The sequence below is a fragment of the Martelella sp. AD-3 genome (assembly GCF_001578105.1).
Classification (GTDB): domain Bacteria; phylum Pseudomonadota; class Alphaproteobacteria; order Rhizobiales; family Rhizobiaceae; genus Martelella.
The window spans coordinates 87,629-113,833 of the sequence record NZ_CP014277.1; the positions used below are offsets into that span (position 1 = coordinate 87,629).

Annotated in this window: 23 protein-coding genes; 14 read left to right on the forward strand and 9 right to left on the reverse strand. The window is 61.0% G+C overall.

Annotation, left to right across the window (positions count from 1 at the left end; translation table 11 throughout):
- The first annotated feature begins 18 nt into the window (after nucleotides 1-18).
- Nucleotides 19-1,527 (forward strand): multicopper oxidase domain-containing protein, encoded by a 1,509-nt coding sequence (locus tag AZF01_RS22965; protein ID WP_024706434.1) that lies wholly within the window; start codon nucleotides 19-21, stop codon nucleotides 1,525-1,527.
- A gap of 351 nt (nucleotides 1,528-1,878) precedes the next feature.
- Here the strand turns inward: AZF01_RS22965 and AZF01_RS22970 are convergent, their stop codons facing one another.
- Nucleotides 1,879-2,343: a hypothetical protein gene (locus AZF01_RS22970; protein ID WP_024706433.1), complete on the reverse strand. Its 465-nt coding sequence runs from the start codon at nucleotides 2,341-2,343 to the stop codon at nucleotides 1,879-1,881.
- 397 nt (nucleotides 2,344-2,740) lie between these two features.
- Here AZF01_RS22970 and AZF01_RS22975 point away from each other — a divergent pair, with 397 nt between their 5' ends.
- From AZF01_RS22975 to AZF01_RS23010, 9 genes are all read left to right on the forward strand, one after another.
- Complete coding sequence (locus AZF01_RS22975) at nucleotides 2,741-3,634, forward strand: DUF3991 and toprim domain-containing protein (RefSeq protein WP_036235775.1); 894 nt, start codon at nucleotides 2,741-2,743, stop codon at nucleotides 3,632-3,634.
- 201 nt (nucleotides 3,635-3,835) lie between these two features.
- Nucleotides 3,836-4,432: a DUF1419 domain-containing protein gene (locus AZF01_RS22980; RefSeq protein WP_024706432.1), complete on the forward strand. Its 597-nt coding sequence runs from the start codon at nucleotides 3,836-3,838 to the stop codon at nucleotides 4,430-4,432.
- Nucleotides 4,433-4,440: 8 nt separating this feature from the next.
- The gene (locus tag AZF01_RS22985; protein WP_024706431.1) at nucleotides 4,441-4,839 is read left to right on the forward strand and encodes a DUF3085 domain-containing protein; all 399 of its coding nucleotides are present in this window, start codon (nucleotides 4,441-4,443) and stop codon (nucleotides 4,837-4,839) included.
- Nucleotides 4,840-4,926: 87 nt separating this feature from the next.
- Nucleotides 4,927-10,032, forward strand: coding sequence for a DEAD/DEAH box helicase family protein (locus tag AZF01_RS22990; RefSeq protein WP_024706430.1), 5,106 nt, complete (start codon nucleotides 4,927-4,929; stop codon nucleotides 10,030-10,032).
- A 252-nt stretch (nucleotides 10,033-10,284) separates the two neighbouring features.
- Nucleotides 10,285-11,949, forward strand: a complete 1,665-nt coding sequence (locus AZF01_RS22995) for a ParB/RepB/Spo0J family partition protein (protein ID WP_024706429.1) — start codon at nucleotides 10,285-10,287, stop codon at nucleotides 11,947-11,949.
- Between the two features lie 88 nt (nucleotides 11,950-12,037).
- Complete coding sequence (locus AZF01_RS23000; protein WP_024706428.1) at nucleotides 12,038-12,511, forward strand: hypothetical protein; 474 nt, start codon at nucleotides 12,038-12,040, stop codon at nucleotides 12,509-12,511.
- Nucleotides 12,508-12,789 (forward strand): hypothetical protein, encoded by a 282-nt coding sequence (locus AZF01_RS23735; RefSeq protein ID WP_081725658.1) that lies wholly within the window; start codon nucleotides 12,508-12,510, stop codon nucleotides 12,787-12,789. The genes AZF01_RS23000 and AZF01_RS23735 overlap by 4 nt, the downstream gene beginning before the upstream one ends.
- Nucleotides 12,780-13,157: a hypothetical protein gene (locus AZF01_RS23005; protein WP_024706427.1), complete on the forward strand. Its 378-nt coding sequence runs from the start codon at nucleotides 12,780-12,782 to the stop codon at nucleotides 13,155-13,157. The genes AZF01_RS23735 and AZF01_RS23005 overlap by 10 nt, the downstream gene beginning before the upstream one ends.
- 300 nt (nucleotides 13,158-13,457) lie before the next feature.
- Nucleotides 13,458-14,045, forward strand: coding sequence for a hypothetical protein (locus AZF01_RS23010; RefSeq protein WP_024706426.1), 588 nt, complete (start codon nucleotides 13,458-13,460; stop codon nucleotides 14,043-14,045).
- Between the two features lie 240 nt (nucleotides 14,046-14,285).
- Here AZF01_RS23010 and AZF01_RS23015 read toward each other — a convergent pair whose 3' ends face one another.
- The 7 genes from AZF01_RS23015 to AZF01_RS23045 form a co-directional block, all read right to left on the reverse strand.
- On the reverse strand, nucleotides 14,286-15,398 hold the full coding sequence (locus AZF01_RS23015) for an NAD(P)/FAD-dependent oxidoreductase (protein WP_024706425.1): 1,113 nt from the start codon (nucleotides 15,396-15,398) through the stop codon (nucleotides 14,286-14,288).
- A complete protein-coding gene (lspA, locus tag AZF01_RS23020) occupies nucleotides 15,395-15,859 on the reverse strand; it encodes a signal peptidase II (protein ID WP_009452631.1) in 465 nt (154 codons plus the stop codon). The genes AZF01_RS23015 and lspA overlap by 4 nt, the downstream gene beginning before the upstream one ends.
- Nucleotides 15,860-15,884: 25 nt before the next feature.
- Nucleotides 15,885-16,628, reverse strand: coding sequence for a cytochrome c biogenesis CcdA family protein (locus tag AZF01_RS23025; RefSeq protein WP_018065777.1), 744 nt, complete (start codon nucleotides 16,626-16,628; stop codon nucleotides 15,885-15,887).
- The gene (locus AZF01_RS23030; protein ID WP_009452629.1) at nucleotides 16,628-17,248 is read right to left on the reverse strand and encodes an SCO family protein; all 621 of its coding nucleotides are present in this window, start codon (nucleotides 17,246-17,248) and stop codon (nucleotides 16,628-16,630) included. Before AZF01_RS23030 ends, AZF01_RS23025 begins: the two co-directional genes overlap by 1 nt.
- The gene (locus AZF01_RS23035; protein ID WP_009452628.1) at nucleotides 17,245-17,748 is read right to left on the reverse strand and encodes a copper chaperone PCu(A)C; all 504 of its coding nucleotides are present in this window, start codon (nucleotides 17,746-17,748) and stop codon (nucleotides 17,245-17,247) included. Before AZF01_RS23035 ends, AZF01_RS23030 begins: the two co-directional genes overlap by 4 nt.
- Complete coding sequence (locus tag AZF01_RS23040; RefSeq protein ID WP_018065776.1) at nucleotides 17,741-18,358, reverse strand: cation transporter; 618 nt, start codon at nucleotides 18,356-18,358, stop codon at nucleotides 17,741-17,743. The genes AZF01_RS23035 and AZF01_RS23040 overlap by 8 nt, the downstream gene beginning before the upstream one ends.
- A 66-nt stretch (nucleotides 18,359-18,424) precedes the next feature.
- Nucleotides 18,425-20,557: a heavy metal translocating P-type ATPase gene (locus AZF01_RS23045; RefSeq protein ID WP_024706424.1), complete on the reverse strand. Its 2,133-nt coding sequence runs from the start codon at nucleotides 20,555-20,557 to the stop codon at nucleotides 18,425-18,427.
- Nucleotides 20,558-20,778: 221 nt separating this feature from the next.
- On the opposite strand from AZF01_RS23045, the gene AZF01_RS23050 reads away from it, so the two are divergent.
- The 3 genes from AZF01_RS23050 (at nucleotide 20,779) to AZF01_RS23060 (ending at nucleotide 22,350) form a co-directional block, all read left to right on the forward strand.
- Complete coding sequence (locus tag AZF01_RS23050) at nucleotides 20,779-21,219, forward strand: disulfide bond formation protein B (RefSeq protein ID WP_024706423.1); 441 nt, start codon at nucleotides 20,779-20,781, stop codon at nucleotides 21,217-21,219.
- Nucleotides 21,216-21,875, forward strand: a complete 660-nt coding sequence (locus AZF01_RS23055) for a thioredoxin domain-containing protein (RefSeq protein ID WP_024706422.1) — start codon at nucleotides 21,216-21,218, stop codon at nucleotides 21,873-21,875. The genes AZF01_RS23050 and AZF01_RS23055 overlap by 4 nt, the downstream gene beginning before the upstream one ends.
- A 70-nt stretch (nucleotides 21,876-21,945) precedes the next feature.
- Nucleotides 21,946-22,350 carry a helix-turn-helix domain-containing protein gene (locus tag AZF01_RS23060; RefSeq protein WP_009452623.1) on the forward strand — a complete coding sequence of 135 codons (405 nt, stop codon included), beginning with the start codon at nucleotides 21,946-21,948 and terminating at the stop codon, nucleotides 22,348-22,350.
- 142 nt (nucleotides 22,351-22,492) lie between these two features.
- Here the strand turns inward: AZF01_RS23060 and AZF01_RS23065 are convergent, their stop codons facing one another.
- A complete protein-coding gene (locus AZF01_RS23065) occupies nucleotides 22,493-23,092 on the reverse strand; it encodes a recombinase family protein (protein WP_009452622.1) in 600 nt (199 codons plus the stop codon).
- A gap of 147 nt (nucleotides 23,093-23,239) precedes the next feature.
- Here AZF01_RS23065 and AZF01_RS23070 point away from each other — a divergent pair, with 147 nt between their 5' ends.
- Nucleotides 23,240-26,185, forward strand: a complete 2,946-nt coding sequence (locus tag AZF01_RS23070) for a Tn3 family transposase (RefSeq protein WP_024706421.1) — start codon at nucleotides 23,240-23,242, stop codon at nucleotides 26,183-26,185.
- Nucleotides 26,186-26,205 lie beyond the last annotated feature (20 nt).

Here is a 26,205-nt window from a genome sequence, read left to right on the forward strand (position 1 = left end):
GCCGAAAGGAACATATCAATGATAAAGAGAAGGAACCTGCTCGCCGGTGGCGCGGCACTTACAGCCAGCAGCGCCCTCTACGCATGGGCAGATAGCCGCTTCATCTCACCCTCATCTGGTGCCGCAGGTCGTCCAGTGTTGCAGTTTCCGCCGCTGATCGACACAGTCGACACAGGAAAATTTCTGGTCACTGCCCAGTCAGGCACAACATCCTTCTTTCCGGGCCATCCAGCAGAAACGATTGGCTTCAATCAAGCCTATCTCGGACCCGTGGTTCGGATAAGCAACGGCGCGCTGCGGCCGAGTGTGGAAAACGGACTGTCATGGCCGGTCAGCGCGCACTGGCATGGCCTGGTGGTGCCAGGCAATCACGACGGAGGGCCACACCTGCCCGTCAAACCGGGAGAGGTATGGGCGCCGGACATGGAAATTGGACAGGGGCCCTGCACCGCCTTTTTTCATACCCACATCCATGGTCGAACCGCGCGTGACGTGTACGCCGGACTGGCCGGCGTGCTGCACGTAGCAGACGGGCTCGACGGCGAACGAGGCTTGCCGGAAACCTATGGCGTCGATGACATGACGCTGCTGCTTCAGGATCGCCGCTTCTCCACGGACGGCCAGCTTGCCTACGCCAACTCGATGATGGATATCATGCATGGCATGACCGGCGACACGATACTGGTCAATGGTCAGGCAGGTTCCGTCGCCGCTGTGCCGAAGTCAGTCGTGCGGCTACGCTTGATCAACGGTTCGAATGCGCGGATCTATTCATTGTTTTCCAGCGACGACAGACCCATTCACTTGATCGCAACTGACGGTGGATATCTGCCAGCCCCGGTACAGCTTGAGACGCTCCGCCTCGGACCGGGAGAACGTGCCGAGATTCTGGTCGACTTCTCGGATGGTCATGGCATGTCGCTGATGAGTGAGGGTGACCCCAATGCGGGTATGGGCGGCATGATGGGAAGGGCCCGCGGCCTGCTCGATGAAATAACCGGAGGCAGGCGGTTCGAAGTGCTTCCGTTTCTGGTCGACGAGCGGCTTGCCGCCAAAGTCACCCGCATCCCCGATGTGCTCGGTGGAGATCAACCTGACCTCACAGCCGCCAGGGTGTCAAAGCTGCGCAACTTCTCTCTCGATATGGGCATGCGAGGCGGAATGATGGGATCTGGCGGAATGGGTCGCGGCATGATGGGCGGCATGGCCATCAACGGGCAGCCATTCGACATGAGTATCATCAACGACCGCGTGCGCCTCGGCGACACCGAGAAGTGGGTGATCAGCACCAGCATGCTCGCGCATCCGTTTCATGTTCATGGTGTCTCCTTTCAGGTGATCAGTGAGAACGGAAGAGAACCGCGGCCGGAGAGCCTGGGATGGAAGGACACGGTCGTTGTCGACAGTGAAACGGAGCTGCTTGTCCAGTTCACTCAGCCAGCGGCCGAGGAAACGCCATTCATGTATCATTGCCATATTCTTGAGCATGAAGATGCCGGCATGATGGGGCAATTCACAGTGAGTTAGCCACGCACGGCAGGCTCGCGACAACGTAGAGCCTGGCAATCCTTAATCCGAAAACATTGGACTGTGACGGCAACGCGTGCGGTTTGTTGCATTTGATGAATACCGTCATCAAAACACGCATCGCCCGGTATGTTTTGCTGTCTACGGCTTGCCGGCCCGCAGCCTAATGGCAGAGGGGAATGGAGCCTTTCTACCGCACGTCCGACCGGTCAAGTCATCGACGGAACGGATTGCAGCCTCACTTCATGAGGTACTTGGCCAGTGCGGCAATGGCCAGGATTACCAGAATGGCAATCAGCAGCATCCAGACACCGCCAAGCCCCATAATCCCGCCTCCCATTGTGTCGTTCATCATTTCCGGTCCTCCATGGCTTTGGCCCCTGCGGCCTGCCGTTGTGTAAGCCAGACCACGGCAAGCGGGATGAAAACCCACTGCAGCAGCGGGCTCAGTCCTGTTCCGAACGGCGGCACCAGCGGCATGAGATCGGAGTAGGTCCAGCGCTGCGATATGTTGGTGTAATAATATTCAAAACCAACAGTCAGAGCGATGCCGACCCCAACAAACAACAGTATCTGCCAGGCTTTGGGTGCTTCAAACCAAAAGCGGGATCGTGCGGCAGCGCTGGTAATCCAGAATGCAGTCATGGCGAATCCGACATCCCCGAATGTTGCCGAAGAACAGAGCTTGATGCCTTCCCAATGGTTCATCTCGATCATGCCCGCATAGGTGGGTGCCTGCCAGAACTCCCAGACAAAGTGGAGCAGGAAGGAGAATACGATCACCGAGAATTCGGGCAGGCGTGTCACGTGGTCCATCTGGTTTCCTTAGCATTGGACGGCGAATGTGATTGCTGCATGAGCCTAATGGTTGCGGCGGGAAGAAGGGAAATTGCTACGCGTGTGTATGGTTGATAGCGGATAGCGGCTGCATTCGCAAACCACTGCTTTGCGAGAAAATGTTATACTTTATTCTATTGAGGTCCTTGGCGCCGAAGGTATTAAAGAGACCAGCCAGAACACCCATGCCGCTTGTGCGCGGCGGCCGGCAAGGGAGGCTTCGCCGCTTCTGGCGGCGAAAACCGCGACCCGTCATAACTGCCGGCTTGCCATCCGCGCCCTTGTCCTGCCTTGCTCTTCGCGGCCTCCGGGTCCAGCCCCGAAAAGTGAGGGAGCGCAAACCCGGACAGAGGACCGCGCGCAACGCGGAGAGTGAATGGAAAAAGCCGAACTGGAAGAACTGAGAGAGAAAGTGAATTGTGGGGCCGTCCTGGAATCCGCCGGCTTTGCCGTCGATCTGAAGGAAAGCACCCGCAAAGCGGTCAAATACCGCCGCGGCGGCGACATCGTCATCGTCATTCATGACGGCAAGGGCTGGTTTGACCCCTTGTCGGACGCCAAGGGCGACGTGTTCCGCCTTGTTGAACATCTCGACGGGATCCCGTTCGCCGCCGCCCTTTATGTCGTCGCCGCCCTCATCGGCTTCATGCCGTCAGAGCCCGCCTGGACCCGTCAGGCCAGGGAGAGGATGCTGGACCAGACCGTGGCGGAACGCTGGCAAAGCCGCCGCAAGCCGTGGCGCGGCTCGGCGACATGGCGCTATCTCAGTGAGATGCGCGGTATTCCCGACCCGGTTCTGTGCCAAGCTATTGCTTCCGATGTGCTGCGCGAAGGCCCGCACGGCAGCATGTGGGCCGCCCATAAAGACGATCGCGGCCAGATCACCGGCTGGGAGGAACGCGGTCCGGAATGGCGCGGTTTTGCCAATGGAGGTGCGAAAGTCCTCTTCCGACTCGGGCCCGCCGATGCAACGCGTCTTTGCGTTGCCGAGGCGGCGATCGACGCAATGAGCCTTGCGGCAATCGAACAGTGTCGTCCGGGATCGCTTTACCTTAGCACCGGCGGGGGTTGGTCGTCATCGACCGATGCTGCGTTACGCGGGCTCGCCGCCCGCCCGGATGTCCTCATGGTCGCAGCCACCGACGCCAATAGCCAGGGCGAGACCTTTGCCGAGCGCCTGCGGGTTCTCGCTGAGGAGGAAGGCTCCAACTGGCAGCGGCTCAGGCCGCCATCAGATGACTGGAACGCCTCCTTGAAATGGAAGGAATGATGGAGAAGAGAAAAACGAGGACGGCATGCCGCATGCCCGCCGTCCGCCTCAAGGGTGACGCTTCGCCCGGCTGACGCCGGCCCTTGACCCGGCCGGACGGAGAGGCGGCCGCGGGAGGGGGTCCGGAAGGGCTGAAGAAGATGGTGATGCCGAAAGGGTGCGCCGCGCTCCAGCCCGTGACAGGCTTCAAAGGAGCCCGCCATGACCTCTCTCATCCGCAAGATCCATTTCGGCATCGCCGACCGCCATCAGATGTTCAGACTCTTCGACCGCCATGCTGGGCGACCCGACCGCTGGCAGAAAGACGACAGTGCGCTTTACGCCGGCGAATGGTTCGAAATCGCCCGCCCCGAACACGACTACATGCTCGAAATCCTGCCGCCGCTCTGGATGCGCGGCGAGATGTTCGCCATGCGCGAATTCCTGACCGGCAGCATCACCAGCGTCTTCTACACGCTCAGCATCAATGGAGTGACGCGGTTCTTTCACGCCTATTGCGATCTTGCCGATCCACGCTCGCCGTACGAGATGCGCGACGCGATTGTCGAGCGCGAACGCTGGCCGGTCAAGGCGATGACCCGCGAAGAACGGATCGAGCACATCTGGAGTGCCACGCAGGACGACTATCGAGGCTATGCCGGAGGGGCCTTCCGGCCCGAGCATCGAGGCAAGCGAACGGTCATCGTCTACGGTCGCCCGGGGACCAGCTTTCAGCTGCTCGACCACCTGACGGATGAGCAGATTTCGGAAAAGCTGCGCGTTCATTTGCGCCACCTTCCGCTGCCAGCAGCCGCGTGAGGTCCGTCATGTTCACATTTCCGGTTCAAGCGGTGCGCAAGGTTATCGCGCGCGGGGAAGAGGACGCGGCCGCCAATGGCGGCTTTCGCAATCCCTATTACGGCACCAGACCAGGCGAGGGTGAGAAACCCGGCTTCTGGCTTGTGGGAGACGAAGGCGTCTACATCATCTCCAACGGCAAGCTCGCCGAGGGCCAAAAGCCGCTCGTTGTCTATTCGAACGAGTGCCACCCCAAGGGCAGCGACGACTGGTGGGATTACAAGCGCCGGCATTTCGGTGGCGATGACGGCATCGAGTTCATCGATGCCGACCTTGTCGTTCCGAGCTTCAACCGGCACTTCGCCGCGTCCCATCTCGGGATCCAGCTCACCGAGAACGAGATCTCGTTCTCGCTGATCACCCGCTAACTCCGCTTTCAAATCCGCACGCTGGCGACGCCGCTGGGTCCCCTGGCGGCGCGGCTTCGTTCGCCCTCAATCCAGGAGAAACCATCAATGTCAGACCACGACCGCTTCACCCTCGACATGTTTGGCAGTTTGCAGAACGCCTTGTCCTCCGGGCTTGGCTTCGGCGTCGCCGCTTTTGCCGACAGCCCAGAAATCGAACCCGACAAGGGCGTACCGCTGCCGGCGGCAGCGGCCAACCGGTCCAAGAGCCGGCGGCCCGCGGAACGACAAGCCGCCGAAGCGCCCGAGCGCGGCAGCAATTTTCATCTTTCCGGTAGCCGGAACCTCGCCAAGGGCTGGAAAGCCCGAGCGCGCGACAATCTCGCCGCCATCTCGCTCGCTGCTACAATCGCGGCCGAGAACCGGCCCGCGACGCCGGAGGAACAGGCTCGTCTTGTTCACTTCACAGGCTTTGGCGCCTCCGATCTTGCCAATGCGATCTTCTCGCGGCCCGGCGAGGACGGGTTCCGGAAGGGGTGGGAAGACCTTGGCGAAGAGCTGCAGGAGGCCGTGAACGAGGCCGATTACGCTTCGCTTGCCCGCTGCACCCAATATGCCCATTTCACGCCGGAGTTCATCATCCGGGCGATCTGGGAAGGTCTCGAACGGCTCGGCTGGCTCGGCGGTCGCGTGCTCGAACCGGGGATCGGGACGGGGCTCTTCCCAGCCCTGATGCCTGAGCCGTTTCGTGCATCCTCGTTCTTCACGGGCGTAGAGCTCGATCCAGTGACAGCCCGGATTGCCGTGTTCCTGCAGCCGGTCGCCCGCATCATCGAAGGTGATTTCGCGCGTACCGATCTGCCGGCGCACTTCGATCTCGCCATCGGCAACCCTCCCTTTTCCGACCGGACCGTGCGATCCGACCGCGCCTACCGGTCAATGGGCCTGCGGTTGCATGACTATTTCATTGCGCGATCGATCGATCTCCTGAAACCCGGTGCACTTGCCGCCTTCGTCACCTCGTCGGGCACGATGGACAAGGCGGATGCCGCGGCCCGCGAGCACATTGCCAAATCCGCCGATCTGATCGCGGCGATCCGCCTGCCCGAAGGCAGCTTCCGGCAGGATGCGGGAACGGACGTCGTCGTCGACATACTGTTCTTCCGCAAGCGCAAGCCGGGCGAGTCCCCGAGCGACGCGGCGTGGCTGGACGTGGCCGAGGTCATTTCGGCCAGCGAGGAGAGCGAGGCGGTCAGGGTCAACCGCTGGTTCGCCGATCACCCCGATCATGTGCTCGGCCGCCACGCGACCACATCTGGTCCATTCGGTGAGACCTATACCTGCCTGGCAGGTGACGGCGATCTCAAAGCTGCGTTGGACGCCGCAATCCATCTTCTTCCGGAAGCGCTCTATGACGGCGAACCCGGAGAGATCGATTTCGATCTCGAATTCGGTACGACGCCGACCGATGTCGCCAGACCAGGGGACGCCCATGTCCGCGAGGGCAGCTTCTTCATCGCCCCACCGAAAGGGCTGATGCAGGTTCTCCACGGCAAGCCCGCGCCGGTTCCCGTCCGCAAGGGCCGGACAGGCGAGGGGATTTCGGAAAAGCAGATCAACATCGTCAGGAAGCTGATCCCGGTCCGCGATGCGGTGCGCGCGGTCCTCAAGGCCCAGGAGACCGATCAGCCGTGGCGCGATCTTCAGGTGAAGCTGCGCATCGCCTGGTCGAGCTTCGTGCGGGATTTCGGGCCGATCAACCACACGAGGGTGTCGATCTCGGAGAGCGATGCGACGGGCGAAACCCGCGAGACGCATCGCCGCCCGAACCTGCAGCCCTTCCTCGACGATCCCGATTGCTGGCTGGTCGCCTCCATCGAGAATTACGATCTCGATACGGATACCGCGAAGCCCGGTCCGATCTTCTCCGAACGAGTCATTGCCCCGCCATCGCCCCCGGTGATCACCAGCGCCGCCGACGCTCTGGCCGTCGTCCTCAACGAACGCGGCCATGTCGATCCAGACCATATCGCCGAACTGCTGCATCAAGACCGGGAGACCGTCATCGCGGAACTCGGCAGCGCGATTTATCGAGATCCGACAGACGGGTCCTGGCAGACATCCGACGCCTACCTATCCGGACCGGTCCGCGACAAATTGGCGATCGCGGAAGCGGCCGCCGAGCTGGATCCGGCCTACAGGCTCAATGTCGAGGCGCTGGAGGCGGTGCAGCCGGCCGATCTCAGCCCGTCCGAGATCACCGCCCGGCTCGGTGCACCATGGATTCCGGCAAGTGATGTCGTCGATTTTGTGAAGGAGTCGATGGGAACGGATATCACGATCCGGCACATGCCGGAACTCGCCTCCTGGACGGTCGATGCCCGCATGCTGGCCTTCCGGGCCGAGGGCACGTCGGAATGGGGCACCAAGCGCCGGCATGCCGGCGAACTGCTCGCCGATGCCCTCAACAGCCGTATTCCGCAGATCTTCGACACGATCAAAGACGGCGACAGCGAGCGGCGCGTCCTCAATGTCGTAGATACCGAGGCGGCAAAGGAGAAGCTCACCAAGATCAAGGCCGCCTTCCAGCGCTGGGTCTGGTCCGATCCGGGCCGGACTGACCGGCTGGCGCGGGTCTATAATGACCGCTTCAACAATATCGCACCCCGATCCTTCAATGGGGACCATCTCCAGCTACCGGGCGCATCAGGCGCCTTTGTTCTTTATGGCCACCAGAAACGCGGCATCTGGCGCATCATCTCGTCCGGCGCAACCTATCTCGCCCATGCCGTCGGCGCCGGCAAGACCATGACGATGGCCGCCGCCATCATGGAACAACGTCGGCTCGGCCTGATCTCGAAAGCCATGCTGGTCGTGCCCGGCCATTGCCTGGCCCAGGCCGCCCGCGAGTTCCTTGCGCTCTATCCGACAGCCCGGATACTCGTCGCCGACGAGACGAATTTTTCCAAAGACAAACGTCACCGCTTCCTGTCGCGCGCCGCGACGGCCACTTGGGACGCGATCATCCTCACCCATTCGGCCTTCAAGTTCATCGCCGTACCGGCAGTCTTCGAAAAGCAGATGATCGAGGATGAGCTCGCGCTCTACGAAGATCTTCTCACCAGGGTCGAGGGCGACGATCGGGTGTCACGCAAGCGACTGGAACGGTTGAAGGAGGGACTGAAGGACCGGCTGGAATCGCTGGCGACCGTCAAGGACGATCTCCTGACCATTTCCGAGATCGGCATCGATCAGATCATCGTCGACGAGGCGCAGGAATTCCGGAAACTCTCATTCGCCACCAACATGTCGACGCTGAAAGGCGTCGATCCGAACGGCTCGCAGCGGGCCTGGGACCTCTATGTTAAATCCCGCTTCATCGAGACCAAGAATCCGGGCCGCGCGCTGGTGCTGGCCTCGGGCACGCCGATCACCAACACGCTCGGCGAGATGTTCTCGGTTCAGCGCTTCCTCGGATTTGAGGCGCTCAAGGAACGCGGCCTGCACGAATTCGACGCCTGGGCCTCGACTTTCGGCGATGTGACGACCGAACTCGAATTGCAGCCCTCGGGCAAATACAAGCCCGTCTCACGCTTTGCGACCTTCGTCAATGTGCCGGAACTGATAGCCATGTTCCGCTGCTTCGCCGATGTCGTGTTGCCGGAGGATCTGAAGCAATATGTGAAAATCCCCGCCGTCTCGACTGGCAAGCGCCAGATCGTTACCGCAAAGCCGACCGACGACTTCAAGCTCTATCAGCAGGTCCTCGATGCCCGCATCAAGGCCATCGAAATGCGCGAGGGTCCTGCCCAACCCGGCGACGACATTCTGCTTTCCGTCATTACCGACGGGCGCCATGCGGCGATTGATCTCCGGCTGGTCGATCCCGACAATGACAACGAGCCGGACAACAAGCTCAACAAGCTGATCGCCAACGCCTATCGCATCTGGCGCGAGACCGGCGCCAATACCTACCTGACCCGCGAGGGAAAGCCTTTCGAGTTGCCCGGTGCGGCGCAAATGATCTTTTCCGATCTCGGCACGATCAGCGTCGAGAAAAGCAGAGGCTTTTCCGCCTATCGCTGGATCCGCGACGAGCTCGTCCGGCTCGGTGTCCCGCCGTCGGAAATCGCCTTCATGCAGGATTACAAGAAGACCGAAGCCAAGCACCGGCTGTTTGCCGACGTGAACGCGGGCAAGGTCCGCTTCCTGATCGGCTCATCCGAGACCATGGGTACAGGTGTCAACGCCCAGCTTCGCTTGAAGGCGCTTCACCATCTCGACGTGCCCTGGCTTCCCGCCCAGATCGAGCAGCGCGAGGGCCGCATTGAGCGGCAGGGCAATCAGCATGACGAGATCGACATTTTCGCTTACGCCACCGAAGGCTCGATGGATGCGCAGATGTGGCAGAACAACGAGCGCAAGGCCCGGTTCATCGCTGCGGCGCTGTCCGGCGACACATCCGTCCGCCGGCTCGAAGATCTGGGCGAGGGGCAGGCCAACCAGTTTGCCATGGCCAAAGCGATCGCTTCCGGCGATCAGCGCCTGATGCAGAAGGCAGGCCTCGAGGCCGATATCGCCCGGCTCGAACGCTTGCGCGCCGCGCATAGAGACGATCTCTTCGCCGTTCGCCGCCAGATCCGCAATGCCGAGCGCGATATCGAGCACGACGCGCGGCGGATCTCCGAGATCGGCAAGGACATCGAACGCAGGATTCCGACAGTAGGCGAGGCCTTCGCCATGACCGTGGGCGGCCAATACTTCACCGAGCGCAAGCCCGCCGGCCGGGCATTGATGAAGGAAATCATGACGCTGGTACATCTTCAGGAAGAGGGCGAAACGGTCATCGCAAATATAGGCGGCTTCGATCTCGTCTTCTCCGGCAAGCGCTACGTTCAGGGCGACTTCCAATATGACGTTGCACTCGTCCGGACCGGCGTGGAGACCGACATCGACCTTGCGCTAACCGTCACGCCGCTCGGTGCGGTCTCGCGCATCGAGCATGTGCTTTCCGGCTTCGAGGACGAGCGCTCGCAATACCGCTTCCGCCTCGATGATGCCAAGCGCCGGCGGGCCTCCTATCAATCCTGCCAGGGCGGAGAATTCGGCTTCGAAGACGAGCTTGCCGAGAAGCGCCAACAACTCGCCGAAATCGAGGCCGATCTGGCAGATGAGGTGTTGAAGGAGGGGGAGAAGGCCGGGGCGGCGGCATGAAGAAGAAGGAGGAAAGGGACCGGTCGCAGATCGGTTGGGCTCGGTGATGCTGTCGCTCAACCGCCGCCTGCGCCATCCCGGCCCGTCGTTCTTCGCAGGGCTGGCCAGCCCCGCTCACCCGGCCGGGCAGGGACGCTCGGCCGCAGTTGCACCGGCCCGCCCGCTCCGCGGTCCCGGGGATGTCTTCGAGAAGAAGACGAAAAAGGGAACCGGTGGCGTGCCGGGTCCTCAATCCCCAACCAGGAGCTTCCAATGCATATTATCAAGATCGACCCGCGCGCGCTGAAGGACAATCCCGACGATGCCCGGAAGTCCAAATCCACGCCTCAGGGCGATGCGCTGCTGGCCGCGACCATCAAGGCCGTCGGCATCATCCAGCCGCCCGTCGTTTCTCCCGAGGCTGATGGCGGCAACGGCTTCATCATCCAGGCCGGCCATCGCCGCACCAAGGGAGCGATCGCCGCCGAACTTGAAGAGATCGAGGTTATCGTGACCGATCCGGCAGACGACGGCGGCGCCATGCGCTCAATGGTCGAGAACATCGCCCGCGAACCGCTCAACCCCGTCGACCAGTGGCGCGCCATCGAACGTCTGGTGGCGCTCGGCTGGACCGAGGAAGGCATTGCCGCGGCGCTGTCGCTTTCGGTCCGCCAGATCAAGAAGCTCCGCCTTCTCGCCAATGTGCTTCCCGCCATGCTGGACCAGATGGCCAAGGGCGACATGCCGGATGAACGGCAGCTCAGGACCATTGCCGCAGCCTCGATCGCGGAGCAGAAGGAGGTCTGGAAGGCCCACAAGCCCAGGAAGAACGAAATGGCGTCCTGGTGGTCGGTTGCCAACGGCCTGTCCAAGACCCGCATGTATGCCCGCGACGCCAATTTCGACGACGAACTGGCACAGGCCTACGGCATCGCCTGGGTCGAGGACCTCTTCGCCCCCGCCGACGAGGACAGCCGCTATACGACCGATGTCGAGGCCTTTCTCGGCGCCCAGCAGGAATGGATGACCAACAACCTACCCAAGAACGGCATGATTACCGAGCTCAATGGCTGGAACGGTCCGGAACTCCCCAAGAAGGCCGAACGGATCTACGGCAAGCCAAAGAAGTCCGACCATACGGCCATGTATCTCGATCGCGACGGCAAGGTGCAGTCCGTCGTTTACCGGATGCCTGAGCCGAAAGCTGGCAGGAGCAAGGCGGAGAAGGGCGGTGCCGTGGCACCGACGCAGCGTCCGGATGTGACCCAGAAAGGCCAGGACATGATTGGGGATTTCCGCACCGATGCGCTGCACGAAGCGCTCGGCCGCGCCCCGATTGAGGACGACACACTGATGGCGCTGCTCGTCATCGCCTTTGCCGGTCAGAACGTTCGCGTGGATACCGGCTCGGGCAATACGGGGTCGTTCCGCAGCCAGATCGCGCCCCATGCCGCGACCCTGGTCGATGAAACCGGCAATCTCGCCTTCGACACGGACACGCTGAGGGTTGCGGTGCGCTCGGTTCTGATCGAGGTGCTGTCGTGCCGCCGCAACATTTCGAACAGCGGCATCGTCTCGCGGATTGCCGGCGCCGTGATCGGAGCCGACAGCTTCCTGCCCAATATGGGAACCGAAGACTTTCTTCTGTGCCTCTCCCGGCAGGCTCTCGAAGGGGCATGCGGGGATACCTCGGTGCCGCCGCGCAACAAGGTCCGCGACACCCGCGCCGCGCTCGTCGAGCATTTCCAGGAGGAACGCTTCGTTCACGGGTCGGCGCTCTTCGCGCCGGACGCGAACGAACTCGCCGATTGGAAGGCCCGCAACGAGATCGTCGAGGATGAGAACGTCGGCGATACTGAAGGCTCTGTGGACGAGTCTGAAGCCGGCGACACCGACCCAGACGCGGTCTCCGAAGGTTTCCGCGAAGCTGCCGAATAGCGATCTTCTTTCTTTCGAAGGCACCGTACGCCGCCGGGATCCCCGGCGGCGTTTTCGTTTCCCATCCATCAATCAGGAGGACATTGTCATGTCCGCACAACAGATCTACGACCACGCACCTCTGGGTGCGATCATTCTCTATTCTGACGGCACGCCACAGCCACCCGAACGGCATCGCCGCAAGGTTCAGGCGTGGGAGCGCCGCAACAATAAAGGCCGGCTCGTCAGGAAACAGGCGGGAGCCAGCATCGGTGCCACCGGCGTCCCAGCGAGTTTCACCCTTCACGAGGGAGATTTCGCCAGCTTGGCCGTCATCGTGCTTCGGGTTTTCAAATCCTTCTCGGTCGATAGTGATCTCACCTTTACCGTGCTCAGATCTCCATCTGCCGGTTCCATTCTCGTTTTCAGCCACCCCGGCGATGCGGGCGAACTGGTTCACGTTGCCGACAGCCGGCCGGCCGCCGATGAATGGTTGTCGCGCCACGGCTATCCCGATGCAGTGCTGCAAGGGGTGACCGCTGACCAGGCGGCAGCCGATCATGTTGAGGGGAAGGTGGCATGACGAAACTCGTTCCCACCTATCTGGTCGCCGTCCATTTACTGGTCGATACGACAGGCGCCAATCCCCGCTCAGATGTCATTGCGGCGCTGGAGGCACACCTCGATCATCCTCTCGGGCAGGTGCCGGCTGCAGGTACAATCGTCGACTGGGCCGTTGCCGGTGAGGACCTCGCGGGATCGATGACACCAACCATCATTCCGCCCGATTACGCTGCGGGAATCACGCCGTTTCCGGATTGGCCGTCGGCACAGCAGCGAAGGGCAGCGTCATGTCGATGATCACCTCGTCACACCTGCTCTGCCGCATGGAGGCCGCACACCGCCAGACACGGGGCAATCTCGATCGGATCGAACGCCAGATTTCGGCCCGTGCGGAACGCATGACGGTGACAGTCAAGGCGAAGGCGAGATCGCGTTGGACCCGGTCAGACGAAGCCCTGTTCCGGGCCCATGTCGACGCGCTCAGCTTCGAACGGCGTGGCGAAATCGATGCGTTGACGCGAAAACTCATCCGTCAGGAACGAGCGATCGCAGCTGTCAGTGTCAAGCCCGCCGACGACCAGTCAGGCACAACAGCCCATACTGTGATTGGGGCAAAGGACCCGGGCTTGGGTCATCATCATTTCCTTCACATAAGGCGCCGGTGATATGCCGCCCCTGACGGCCTCCCTTCGGTTCTGGTCGCGGTCGTAAACCGGCGGTCGGAGCCTTCAAGGCCGCTGGCGCGCCGCGGTGCGGCCGCACGCACCATCCTCGCCAAACCAGCCCCGCGGGACGGCGCGAGGGCTAAAGGCCCTGCTGGCCCGCAGGACGGGTTCGCTCGGCATGGTCCGCGCGGACCCTGAAGCCTCCTTCTTTCCGCCGGTTTCTTTTGCCCGCGCCCGAAGGGAGGGCCGGCGGGGGCCGGCTTGAGCCTTCGGTCAAACCGTGAAGGAAAGGAATTTCACATGACCAGCAACGCTCGTCCCTCCCGTCAGTCCGGCAAGGTCGTCCAGCTCCGCAAGGGCGCTTCCCTCGAAATGGTCCGGCTCGCCTGCCCCGACAGCGCTCAGGCATTCCTCATCTCCGAAAGCTTTGGTCTTCCCGTCATCGACTGCGACGGCATCCGCGATCTCCACCACAAGATCATCGTCGACACGGCCGAAAGCCTCAATGAGGGCTTGGGGGACCGGGCCATGCAAATCCACCTTCAACGTATTGTCGGTTCTTTTGTCGGCTCCGCTCATGGCGCAGGCCAGTTCTACTCGCGCGCAGTTACCGAGGCCAGGGACGCTACGGCGAAGGGCTCCAATGACTCTCGCGACGAAGATCTTGACGGTCCGGTCGGGTTCAATGGTGCGGCCCAGCGCAAACGCGAGTTCGCGGCCGATATGGGCCTGCAGGCGCACGCTCTCAGATGCGCAGCCGAAGGCGTTGTCAGCGCTTACGAACAGGTGATTGGCGAGTCTTGGAAACCTTTCACGCGTCAGGTCGAAAACCCCGGTCAGACCGTCGATCGGAAGGCGACTGAGCTGCAGATGGCGGCTCTTGGATGAGCCGTTCGGGCGGAGCTTCGGCTCCGCCCACTATCAATTCGATGGCTAACCCTGCCACGGGTCAATGACGACCACGCCGGTCTCGGCCCCTGTGCATTATTGGGACATAGATTCACGGTAGGAACCTGCTGGACGGTACCAACGCGGTCGGGCAACAAGCGACGCCATCCGGGACGTCCCTGAGGCAGGTCATTGCTTCTGAAACCAGACGCTGCAGGTGGCCGACGTCACCGCGACCTATCATACCGGCACGTCGCGACCGGAGCAGAATTTCGCGCATGCGGCGACAACTGCGGAAGCATCTTCACCAGCGCCCATCACGAAGGCTGAAGCACGATTTCGCTGCCACGGACGTCCTAGATGAAAAAGGCCCGGTACGGGAGAAAGGCTGCCTTCTTGCAGAATGCTTCCGTTGGAACGGGTACTGCCTGGAATCTGGAGCCATGCGCTATCGTCTCGATATCCGATGCACCAGATGACGGAATCGATCACCCGTTTCGATCCATCGGCAAAGAATGCGAGGCGGTCTTGTGAAGAGACTAAGCGTTTCGCGACGGCTACGCCCCTTCGTTCCAAGTCGTCAAGGCTCCGATCCCTGTCAGGAAAGGGGTCCGCGCGCCGCATCACGCGTCCTATCGTCGATTCGGGCCTTGCTCTCATCAAGCCCAATGTGTGCAGCCACCACCATGTACTCTGGCCCAGAATGCGCTCGGGAAACAGACGGCGGCTGCGTCCAGCCGCAAGCACCACTTCATGGGTCAAAGCCAGCTCGGCTGCGATGTCGCGTCCGCTTGCTCCATCTCCGACAATAAGGACCATGCCAAGCGGGAGATCACTGGGATTGTGATAACTTTCCGGTGTTAGTTGCTTGACTGCGCTGTCGAAGCCGGCAGCAATCGTTGGGATTATCGGTTTCTGAAACGCACCCGTCGCGACGATCACTGCCTTCGCTACTATGTACCTGCCATCGTCGAGTTGCGCGGCGAACCGCTCATCGGCCCGGCGTTCGAGCCGAGCCACACCATTTCCGGAATGCACCGGTAGGTCGAAATGGCTGGCGTAGGTTTCGAGATAATTCGCAAACTCGTCTCGCGTTGGATAGCCTTCTGGGTCCCCATCGAGCGCAAGACCAGGCAGCGAACTAAATGCGCGCGGAGTGAACAGGGTCAGGGAATCGTAGCGATGGCGCCAACTGTCGCCGACGCGGGCATGGCGATCGACGATTTGGAATGAAAGCTCTGGTCGGGCAAGATAATAGCCGGCTGCGAGTCCCGCTTGACCCGCGCCGATCACTAGAACGTCTATTTCCTCCGAACCATGGCTCACGGATAGCTGGCGAGGGCTTCTGTTCATGCAGCCTTTGCTTTGCCTTTTACCAGAATGCTCTCCATCAGCAAAAGCCCTACCCCACAGACAATCGCCACGTCGGCAAGATTGAAGGCGGGCCAATGATAGCTGCCGATGTAAAAATCCAGGAAATCCGTCACGGCACCCTGCCGGAGCCGGTCGAGCAGATTGCCGAGCGCCCCCCCAACCACGAGCCCGAGGGCGGATGCCGTCAGGCGGCTGTCGCTTCGATGGATCCAGATAAGGAGGCCGGCGACTATAGCGAGCGGGAACGCCATCAGGAGCCAAACCGGCGCCTGGCCGAACAATCCGAAGCTCACGCCGGTGTTAAAGCCGAGCACGAGATTAAAGAAGCCGGTGACGGGAATGACCTGAGGTGGATTCATAACATGGTCCATGACCCACCACTTCGTCGCCTGATCAATGAAAAACCCGCCAAGGGCGAGTGGAAGGCCGAGCCTGAGCATGTCCGAATGTCCTTTAAACTCCGGCTTAGCCGATCCGACCGAGGGCCGGGAACGTCTGGAGCAGCCATATTGCAAAGCTAGAGAGATGGCCGGTGATCATGGCGATGCCCATCACCACCATCACCCCACCAGCGACGATTTTGAGCACCCGGCCGGTGCGGCGCATCGACATCATCCGCGCCATGAACCCGCGCATGAATAAAGCCGCCAAGATGAAAGGGAGGCCAAGGCCCAGGGAATAGACGGCGAGCAGCGTCGTTCCGCTTGCAACCGTGGCGTTGGCAGCGGAGAGGGTCAGAATCGCACCTAGCACTGGTCCGATGCAGGGAGCCCAGCCGAACGCAAAAGCGAGACCCAGGAGATAAGCGGCCCCAGCGCTTCCGCTGCCCGGATTGGCATGGAACCGGGCTTCACGATTGAGCCAGGGCATTGGTACGAGGCCGGTCGTGAATAGGCCGAAGACGATAACGATCCCTCCGCCAATCAGGTTCGCTTCGAAAAGATACATGCGCAAGAGCCGGCTCAACACGGTGGCGCTGGCCCCAAGGATGACAAACACGGTCGTGAAGCCGAGCACGAAGCAGAGGCTGAGGCCGAGAGTTCGGCCCGCTGCCCTGAATTCTGTATCGGCCGCAATTCCGTCCGGGCTAATCGTGCGGCCTGCAACGTAGGAAATATAGCCCGGCACCAGCGGCAGAACGCAGGGCGACAGGAAGGATATAACGCCAGCGGCGAAAGCCGTCGCCATTCCGATACTGGAGAACTCCATCAGCCAATCTCGCCCACTAGACGGCGGAGCTTCTGCAAGCGAATCTCACGCGGCTCGTGCATGTCGAGCGTGCCGACGAATTGGCTCTCGGCATCCATCATGTAGACGCCTGCGGTGTGATCCATCGTGTATTCGCCCCCCTCCAGAGGCACTTTTCGCGCGTAGGCCGCAAAGGCCTTCACCACGGCGTCCGTTTCCTGTCGATTTCCCCGCAATGCGAGGATGCGATCATCAAAGGCTGTCATGTATTGAGCCAGCAGCTCTTGGCTGTCTCGTTCGGGATCGACGGTGAAGAACAGTACGTTGAACTGGTCGGCCACCGGCCCGAGCTCGTTCATGAGATCGCTGAGTTCGTAGAGCGTCGTCGGACACACATCGGGACAATGGGTGAAGCCGAAGAAGGCGAGATAAGGCTTTCCAGCAAGCGCGGCATTGTCGATCGTCCCGCCTTGATGCGATGTGAGCTGGAACGGGCCGCCGATAGCTGCGATGCCTGTCGAAGACGCGACCGCCGCATTTTGCTGCTGCCAAGGCTTGGACACTGACAAGCCGATGAAAAGCCCACCGACAGCGGCGACGGCAACCCATGCAACAAGACGGAAAAGTTTGACGCCGCTCATTGGACAGCCTCTCCGTGCCCGTCATGTTCGTTCGCAAATTCCGGACGAGCACCCATGTTCTGCACAGCGAACTCAACGTCGATGGTACCGGCCTGCTCGAACACCAGTGTTGCGGCAAACCGCTCCCCTTCCTTCAAAGGACGCGATGGCTTCAAAAACATGATGTGTATACCGCCAGGTTGAAGTTCGACCGTCTTGCCAGCCCCAATTTCGATGCCATTTTGCACCGGCCTCATGCTGGCAACCCCGTCGATCACGGTCGACTCGTGGATTTCCGCCCGTTCTGACAGAGGTGATGAGATCGAAACCAGACGGTCGGCCATACCGCCATCGTTCGTTAGCGTCAGATAGCCGCCGGCTACCGGCGCGACCGGCGGAGTCGCGCGCGACCACGGATGATTGATGGTGATCGAACCGGCTTGGAAGTCGTGACCAACGGCAGGAGAGATCAATACCGCAAGGGTAAGGAAGGCGGCGGATAGGGCTCGTGAACTAATCATGTTGATTAACTTTCTCTCCAGCTTCCCCGGCCTTTTCAAGAATTTCCAAGCCGCTTCTGACAACGACAACAACCACGCCCAGGCCGATGATCAGATCCGGGTAGGGCGAATTGAAAAGGATTACGGCCAGACCCGAAAGCGCGATGGCTGAGTTCACGAGCATGTCGTTTGTCGTGAAAATCCATGAGGCTTGCAGATGCACGCCGCCTTCCCGATGAGAATTCAGGAACCACATGCAGATCATATTCGTAAGCGCGCTCGCGATTGCCACGGCAATCATGACCGGCCCTATCGGATCGGAGCCAGTGAAGAAGCGACGACCGACTTCAAATAGAAGAAGACCAGCGAAAACCATCAGAAGGATACCCGACAGCCGGGCAACTCGAACCTTCGCCGCCAAACCGCGACCTACGACGAAAAGGCTAATAGCGTAGACACCGGCATCGCCAAGATTATCGAGTGCAGAGCCCATCAATCCTGTTGACTGAGCCCACCACCCTAATCCCCCCACAATGGCTGCCTGGGCCGTATTGATCGCAAGCACCCATGCGAGCGCCCATTGTTCGCTCTTCTCGGATGAAGTGGCACTGCCCTTGGACTGATTACTCATAAATTACACCTCGGCTTTCTTGGCGAGAAGTGGAAGCCGCGACCTGCCTTCGCGCACTGCTTGGGCTCATTTGTCGCGGGTGCCGCGCCAGGTCAGCAGGCGCAGCGCATTGGCTGTAACGAGGACCGTAGCGCCCGTATCGGCGAGAATCGCCATCCAGAGCGTGGTAATGCCGAATAGAGTCGTCACGAGGAAGACGGCCTTCAGACCAAGCGCTATGGCGATATTTTGCCAAATATTGCCGAGTGTCGCCTGTGACAACCCGATGAGATCGGCAACACCCGTCACCCGGTTTCTGAGCAGCGCGGCATCTGCGGTCTCCAGAGCAACGTCGGTGCCTGCACCCATGGCAACGCCAACGGAAGCGGCTGCGAGCGCCGGCGCGTCATTGATACCGTCTCCCACCATGGCGATCGGGCCATTAGCTTTGAGGCGACCGATCTCGGCGAGCTTGGCGTCGGGCAACAATTCGGCGCTTGCCTCAAGGCCAAGATGGGCCGCAATGGCGTCGGCCGTGCGCTTGTTGTCGCCGGTCAGCATCAGTGGCCGCACACCTCGATCTGTCAGCCGCTTCACACCTTCGATAGCGTCGTCGCGCGGTTCGTCGCGCAACGCGATCAATCCCTCGATGGTCTTGCCCTTTATAAGCACGACGACCGTCTTGCCCTGGCTCTCCAGTATGGTGATCGTCTCGGCAATGTTCTCTTCGAGGGCAGCCTGTTCGGCGGCATGACGGGGAGACCCGACCGAAGCGAAGCCGTCCTTCAACCGCGCTGTGACCGCTTTGCCGGGTGTGGCAACGCCGCCCCCGAAGGTGACGGGCAGTTCGAGCCCCCGCACTTTTGCCGCCTCCACGATTGCAACCCCGAGAGGATGGCTGGTGCTGCGCTCGACGGCCGCTGCAATGGCAAGGACGGCGTTCTCGTCGCCATTGATCGGCACAATGTCCGTCACCTGGGGATGGCCACGCGTCAGCGTTCCTGTCTTGTCGAAGGCAACAGTTACGACCTTACCGAGTATTTCCAGTGCCGCGCCCCCCTTAATCAGCAATCCCTGACGCGCGCCGGCGGCAAGACCCGAGGCAATAGCCGCCGGCGTGGAAATCACGAGCGCGCAGGGGCAAGCAATCAGCAACGTCGCAAGACCCCGATATACCCATGTCATCCAGTCACCGCCGAAGGCGAGCGGCGGCACCACGACGATCAGAGCCGCGACGACCATAGCGCCAGGCGTATACCAGCGGCTGAAACGGTCGATCATACGCGCCGTCGGGGCCTTTGATTCCTGAGCTTCCTCGACCATGTGGATGATGCGGGCAATGGTATTGTCGGCCGCGACATGACTGATCGACACTCGCAACTCGCCATTTGCATTGATGCTGCCGGCATAGACGTTTGCGCCGGCTTCTTTAAGCACGGGCATGGATTCGCCTGTCACGGGCGCCTCATCGACCTCAGATGCACCATCAATCACCGTGCCGTCAGACGGCACACGGTCCCCAGGCCGAACAACGACGACATCACCAATAGCCAACTCTTCGGCAGCGACCTGCTCAATGACACCATCACGCTCGCGGAACGCGACCCGGGGCACGAGATCGATCAGCGCTTCAATGCCTGCCCGCGCACGGCCTGCCGCCACGGTTTCAAGCAGCTCGCCCACTGCGAACAGGAAGATCACGACAGCAGCTTCTTCGGCCTCGCCGATGGCGACCGCGCCGAGTGCCGCGACCGTCATCAACGTCTCGATGGTGAAGGGTGAGCCGGACATCGCACCGGCGACCGCCCGCCGCGCGAACGGGATAACGCTGATCAGGGCCGCACCTGAATAGAGCCATTGCTCCCAATCCGGCAGGATACGCGCAATGGCGAAGGCAAGCATGAACAGTGCGCCGGTCAGCAGTACAAGCCGACCCTTGCTGCCTTTCCACCACGCCTCTGTGATGCGCTTCCGAGGCGGCCCCCCCTTCGTCTCAGCCTGCTCGATCACTGGCGTGTACCCGAGCGCTCGGATCTTTTGCTCAATAGTGCCGAGGGCCGTCCGGTCTTCATCGAGTTGCAATGCTAGCGTCTCGTTGGCGTAGCTGACATTGATGTCGCTAACGCCCGGCAGGCGTTGCATCGCCGTCTCGATTTTCAATGCGCACGAGGCGCAGTCCATGCCTTCTATACGCAGTCTGTAAGGGCTCGCTGCCGCCATGGTGTCACCTCGATGGTTTAATGTGACACCGCAGATAGACCCTGTAGCAACTATAGGGTCAAGAGTGGACTTCGTTTATTTGATTTCGCGCTGCGATCCACGTGCAAATTCGCGGTACAACTTCATTAAGGAGCCTTGACCCTGTAGTGGGTACAGGGTGCAGAAATAGTTGAATGCAAAGGTAAATGGAGCGAAGCGAAACGATGGCGAAAGGGAGTGCTATGACCACCGGGGCGGGCACGACTGCAAATACCTGGGCGTTCGTCTTCTCGGCATGGCTCATTGCGCTTGCCGCCTCGCTCAGCGCTCTCTTCATTGGTGAGGTCATGGGACAGACGCCGTGCAATCTGTGCTGGCATCAGCGCGCTTTCATGTTTCCGCTGGCGGTCATTCTGGCTGTCGCTAGCTTTCGAGGTGATGCCAGCGTTTCCCGGTACGGACTTCCACTGGCTGCCCTAGGTGCCGCCATCGCTGCATTCCACTCCCTCCTTTATGCGAGGATCCTTCCAGCAGCCATCGAGCCTTGTACACAAGACGGCCCGTCATGTTCTGGCGTCGAGATGACGGTCCTTGGCATTTTGCCGCTCCCTTACCTATCGCTCGCCGCCTTTGGGAGCATCGCTCTTCTTCTCGTTCTCGCGCACCGGAGACGTTCAACATGACCAGACGGTCCATCGTACTTCTCACTGGCCTTGTCGCACTGATTGTCTTTGCAGGCGGTGCCTTTATCTACGACCGGTACGGCGGCCTCTCGGCACAGCCCGTTGCACCGGCGCAAGGTGATGCGTTGGTCAGGGCGCATTCACCCGTAATCGGCCCAGCGGATGCGCCGGTGACGATCGTGGAATTCTTTGATCCGTCCTGCGAGGCGTGCCGAGCTTTCTATCCAGCCGTTAAGCAGATCATGGCGAATTTCCCTGCCGAGACGCGCCTGGTCATCCGATACGCGCCCTTCCATGACGGATCTGACGAAGCCGTCAGGACTCTGGAAACAGCCCGTCTTCAGGACAGATACGAACCGATACTGGAAGCCCTGCTGGCGCGACAGCCGGAATGGGCCGTGCATGGTGCACCCGATCTCGAGAAAGCCTGGGAAATCGTGGCGGCGGCTGGGTTGGATGTTGAGCAGGCACGGCGTGAGATGTCCTCGGCCGAGATTGACGCCGTTCTTGAGCAGGATATGGCCGATGTTCAGAGCAATAATGTGCGCCAGACACCGACCTTTTTCGTGAATGGCAGGCCGCTGGAATCCTTCGGACCGCAGCAACTCCACGACCTGGTGCGTGAAGAGGTGGAGAGCGCCAGAGCGGCGCACTAGGCGAGCCATCGAGATCGACAAACGTCCAAATAGAACCTACATGACCCTGTATACGCTATAGGGTCATAAAATGAACTCTTCAATTCTGACGATCGGTCATCTTGCAAGGCAAACCGGTACCAAGGTCGAAACGATCCGCTTTTACGAGAAGAACGGTCTACTGCCCGAGCCCTCGCGTACCGAAGGCAATTATCGGGCGTACGAGCCAGACCATCTGAACCGGCTGAGCTTTATCCGCCGGGCACGTGACCTGGGCTTCTCGCTCGACCAGATCAGAGCGCTTCTCACGCTATCCGACAATCGCGGACAATCCTGCGCAGCAGTTGATGCCATCGCTAGCGAACATCGTGCAGAGGTCGAAAAGAAGATCACTGATCTCATGGCGCTCAAGGCCGAACTCGACAGAATGATCGACCAGTGCGAGTGCGGCATCGTCGACGATTGCCGGATCATTGAAACCCTGTCGCCGAAATGATCGGAGGTCCATGCAGCTTTGCCGACGATCCATGTCTTGATCGACTGCAATTGGTAGGTCGTTCGACATCTTCCGCTTGGAAGGGTTGGCTGCTGAAAGCGGCCTTTCCGCTTTCCACCCCATGGAGGTCATCGGATCCAAGTCATGCCAAGGCCTCATGGGCTTCCCGCTGACGATATTCGGCAACGATTCTTGAGACGGTTGGCTCGCTCACGTCATAGAGCCGCGCCATCTCGGCGCCGGACTTGCGCCCCGCAACAACGGATTCGGCGATCTCACGCCGTTTCTTATCGTCAAGTTTGCGCCGCCGACCACCGAGCCGCCCTTCCAACCGCGCCTGCGCTAGCCCTGCGCTAGTCCGCTCGCGGATCATGGCGCGCTCGAACTCGGCGAATGAGCCGACCATCTGCATCATCATGCGGCCTGCCGGTGTCGTCGTGTCGATCGCTTCGGTCAGCGACCGGAAGCCGGCCCCCGCCGCTTCGATCTTTTCCATCAAGTGCAGCAGGTCTTTCAGGCTTCGCGAAAGCCGGTCGAGCTTCCAGACAACAACGACATCGCCATCCCGTAGCTGGCCGATCATCTCCTGGAGCCTCGGCCGGTCCCATCGCCCGCCGCTGGCGGATTCTTCGAAGACGCGTTTACAACCCGCTGCCGTCAGCGCGCGCAACTGTGCTGCGTTCGACTGGTCGTCCCCCTTCGACACGCGAGCATAGCCGATCAAATAAGGTGCGGTGCTCAATTCGATCCTTTCACAAACGGCCGTCTACGGAAGCAGGATGACCATGACCGCAAATCAAGGCTCAATGCCTTTCACAATCCTCTTGCAAAACTGTATCAAAAGGCAAGTGATTTTTGAAAGGGATAACCGATGCCAGCACGCATTTACATGACCGGCCCTCAGCGCGACGCTTTGTTGGCGCTGCCCGAAGACGAGACGACGGTCGTCCGCCATCACAGTCTGGACGTAAACGACCTAGCTGCCATCAACAGCGCCCGCACGCCTGAGACCCGGCTTGGCTATGCTTTGCAGCTTTGCTGTCTGCGTTATCCGGGGAGGCATCTCCGACGCGGCGAATTGCTGCCCGCTGTCATGCTCGACCATATCGCTGAGCAGATCGGGATCGATGCAGAAGTGATCGGCGGTTTCGCACGACGGACGCCCACACGCTACGATCAGCTTCTCGCGATCAAGGCGCGTTTCGGGTTCACCGACCTCACCAAGCCGATGCGCGCAACGCTTCGAGCGTGGCTGGAAGCCGAAGCTGTCGGCCTGACCAACGGACGCGTCTTGTTGGGCAACTTCCTCGACGAACTGCGCTTCCGTAAGATAGTCATTTCCGGAATCACCGTGGTCGAGCGCATGGCCGCCGAAGCGATGCACGCGGCCGAAAACCGGATCATCGCCGACATCGACAATCGTCTCGATCCGGCCACCCATAGCCGACTTGACGCGCTTATCGCCGAGAAAACGCACGATAGGCAAAGCCGATTTTCCTGGCTACGGGAACCCACCCCGCGCGTCGCCTCTGCCTCGCTCGTCGGTATTCTTGACAAGATCGCACTGGTTCGCGGCATCAGGACGCCCGCCATCGATAGACGATACGAACCCCGAATGGAGCAATTTGCGCGCGAAGGGGTCCGCTACACCGCGCAGGCATTCCAGCAGATGGGGTCGGCGCGGCGGCATGTTATTCTTGTGGCGACGCTGCGCGAGTTTGAGGCCACGCTGACTGACACAGCTATCGGTATGTTCGACTCGCTCATCGGGCGAGCGCATCTGCGTGCCCGCAAACGCCTTGAACAGACGGTTGCCGCTTCTGCCGACCAGGGCCGCGACCGATTAATCCGTGTCGCCGACGTGCTTGAGGCGGTCAGCAAAGCCGCACGCGCCGGCGGCGATATTGCAGCAGCGGTCGCAGCGGTCGCCTCGCTCGATACGATCGATGCCGACGCTGCTCTTCTCCGGCGAACCACGAGGCCGGGACGAGATAATGCCATCAGTGAAATCGGGCCAGAATATCGGACGTTCAAGCGGGCGGGGCCGCGCTTCCTGAAAGCGTTCACGTTCGAGGGTCGCAAGGGTACCGCGCCGCTCCGTGCAGCGATGGCGATCCTGGCCGAACTCGATGGCGACTGGCGCACGGCGCTCCCTGATGGCTTGCCGCTCGGGCATATCGAGCGGCGATGGCAGCGCTATGTCGTCACGGACGACAAGATCGACCGAACCCATTGGGAGCTGGCGACCTATTCCGCGTTGGCTGGAGCACTGGCGGCGGGCGACATCTGGGTGCCAACCTCCCGACTGCACCGCTCTCTGGAAACGCTGCTTTCACCGAGTACGGATCCGGTCCCGGCACAGGTCTCCGATATTCCTGATCCTCATGTGTGGCTCGATGCCCGCGCGGCCGAACTGGATACTGCGCTGCTCAAGGTATCAGGGGGGCTGACCAGCGGCGATCCCGCGCTGTTTTCCGGTGACCGACTGCGGTTTCCGAAAGAGCCGAAAACCGATCTTGCCGAACGCGACGATGGCAGACAGTTCGTCCGGACCTGCTACAATCTCGTGCCGACGACGCGCATCACCGATGTTTTGTCTCAGGTCGAACGTTGGACCGGTTTCACCAGCCATTTCGGTCATGTCTCGACCGGGTTGCCGCCCAACGATGAACGATCCTTTCTCGCAGCTATGATTGCGGAAGCGACGAACCTCGGCCTGTCACGGATGGCTGAGGTCTGCGGCGTGGCATCGCGGCGCACGCTCCTGCGCATGCAGACGTGGCACATGCGTGAAGAGACGTTTCGCGCCGCGCTCGGCTGTCTGACCGACGCCATACAGGCCGAACCAATGGCGGCCTGGTTCGGTGAGGGCTGGCGCGCCTCTGCCGATGGGCAGGCTTATTATCTTGGTGGCGCCGGGGAGGCTGGCGGTCAGGTCAACGCGCATTACGGCCGCGACCCGATCGTCAAAATCTACACCACCATCACCGACCGCTACGCACCGCTCCATCAAACCGTGATCGCGGGCACTGCCGGCGAAGCGATCCATGCCCTCGACGGCATTCTCGGCCACGAAAGCAACGCCAACCTTTCCGCGCTGCACGTCGATGGCGGCGGCGTCTCCGATATCGTGTTTGCGGTCATGGACCTGCTCGGGCTTGATTTTGAGCCACGTATTCCGCGCCTCTCCGATCGCCGCCTCTATTCCTTCGAGCCGCCCAAGCGTTACGGACGCCTCGCGCCGCTGTTCGGGAACAGGCTCAACCGCGATCTGATCGTCAATCACTGGCCCGACATTCATCGCGTCATTAGGGCGATGCGCGACCGAACCATCACCCCATCGCTGATCCTGAAAAAGCTCTCAGCCTACCGGCAACAAAACAGCCTTGCCGCTGCCCTTCGCGAGGTCGGCCGTATCGAGCGCACACTCTTCACATTGCGATGGTTCAAGGATCCGGCGCTTCGCCAGCTTGTCACGGGTGAACTCAATAAGGGCGAAGCGCGAAACAGTCTGGCGCGCGCGGTTGCGTTCCACCGGCTCGGCCGCTTCCGGGATCGCGGTATCGAAAATCAGCAAATGCGAGCGGCAGCACTCAATCTCGTCACCGCCGCAATCATCCTGTTCAACTGCCGCTATCTCGACCGCGCCGTGAGTGAACTTGGAAGTCGCGGAGTGAAAATTGATCCCGCTCTACTCTCGCAGCTTTCACCTTTGGGCTGGGACCGGATCAACCTCACCGGCGATTATGTCTGGTCAGACGGCATTGAACTCGATGCCGACGGACTCATGCCCCTTCGAATCCCCGATAGCTACCGTGAATCTATGTCCCGATAATGCACAGACGCCTCTTGTGT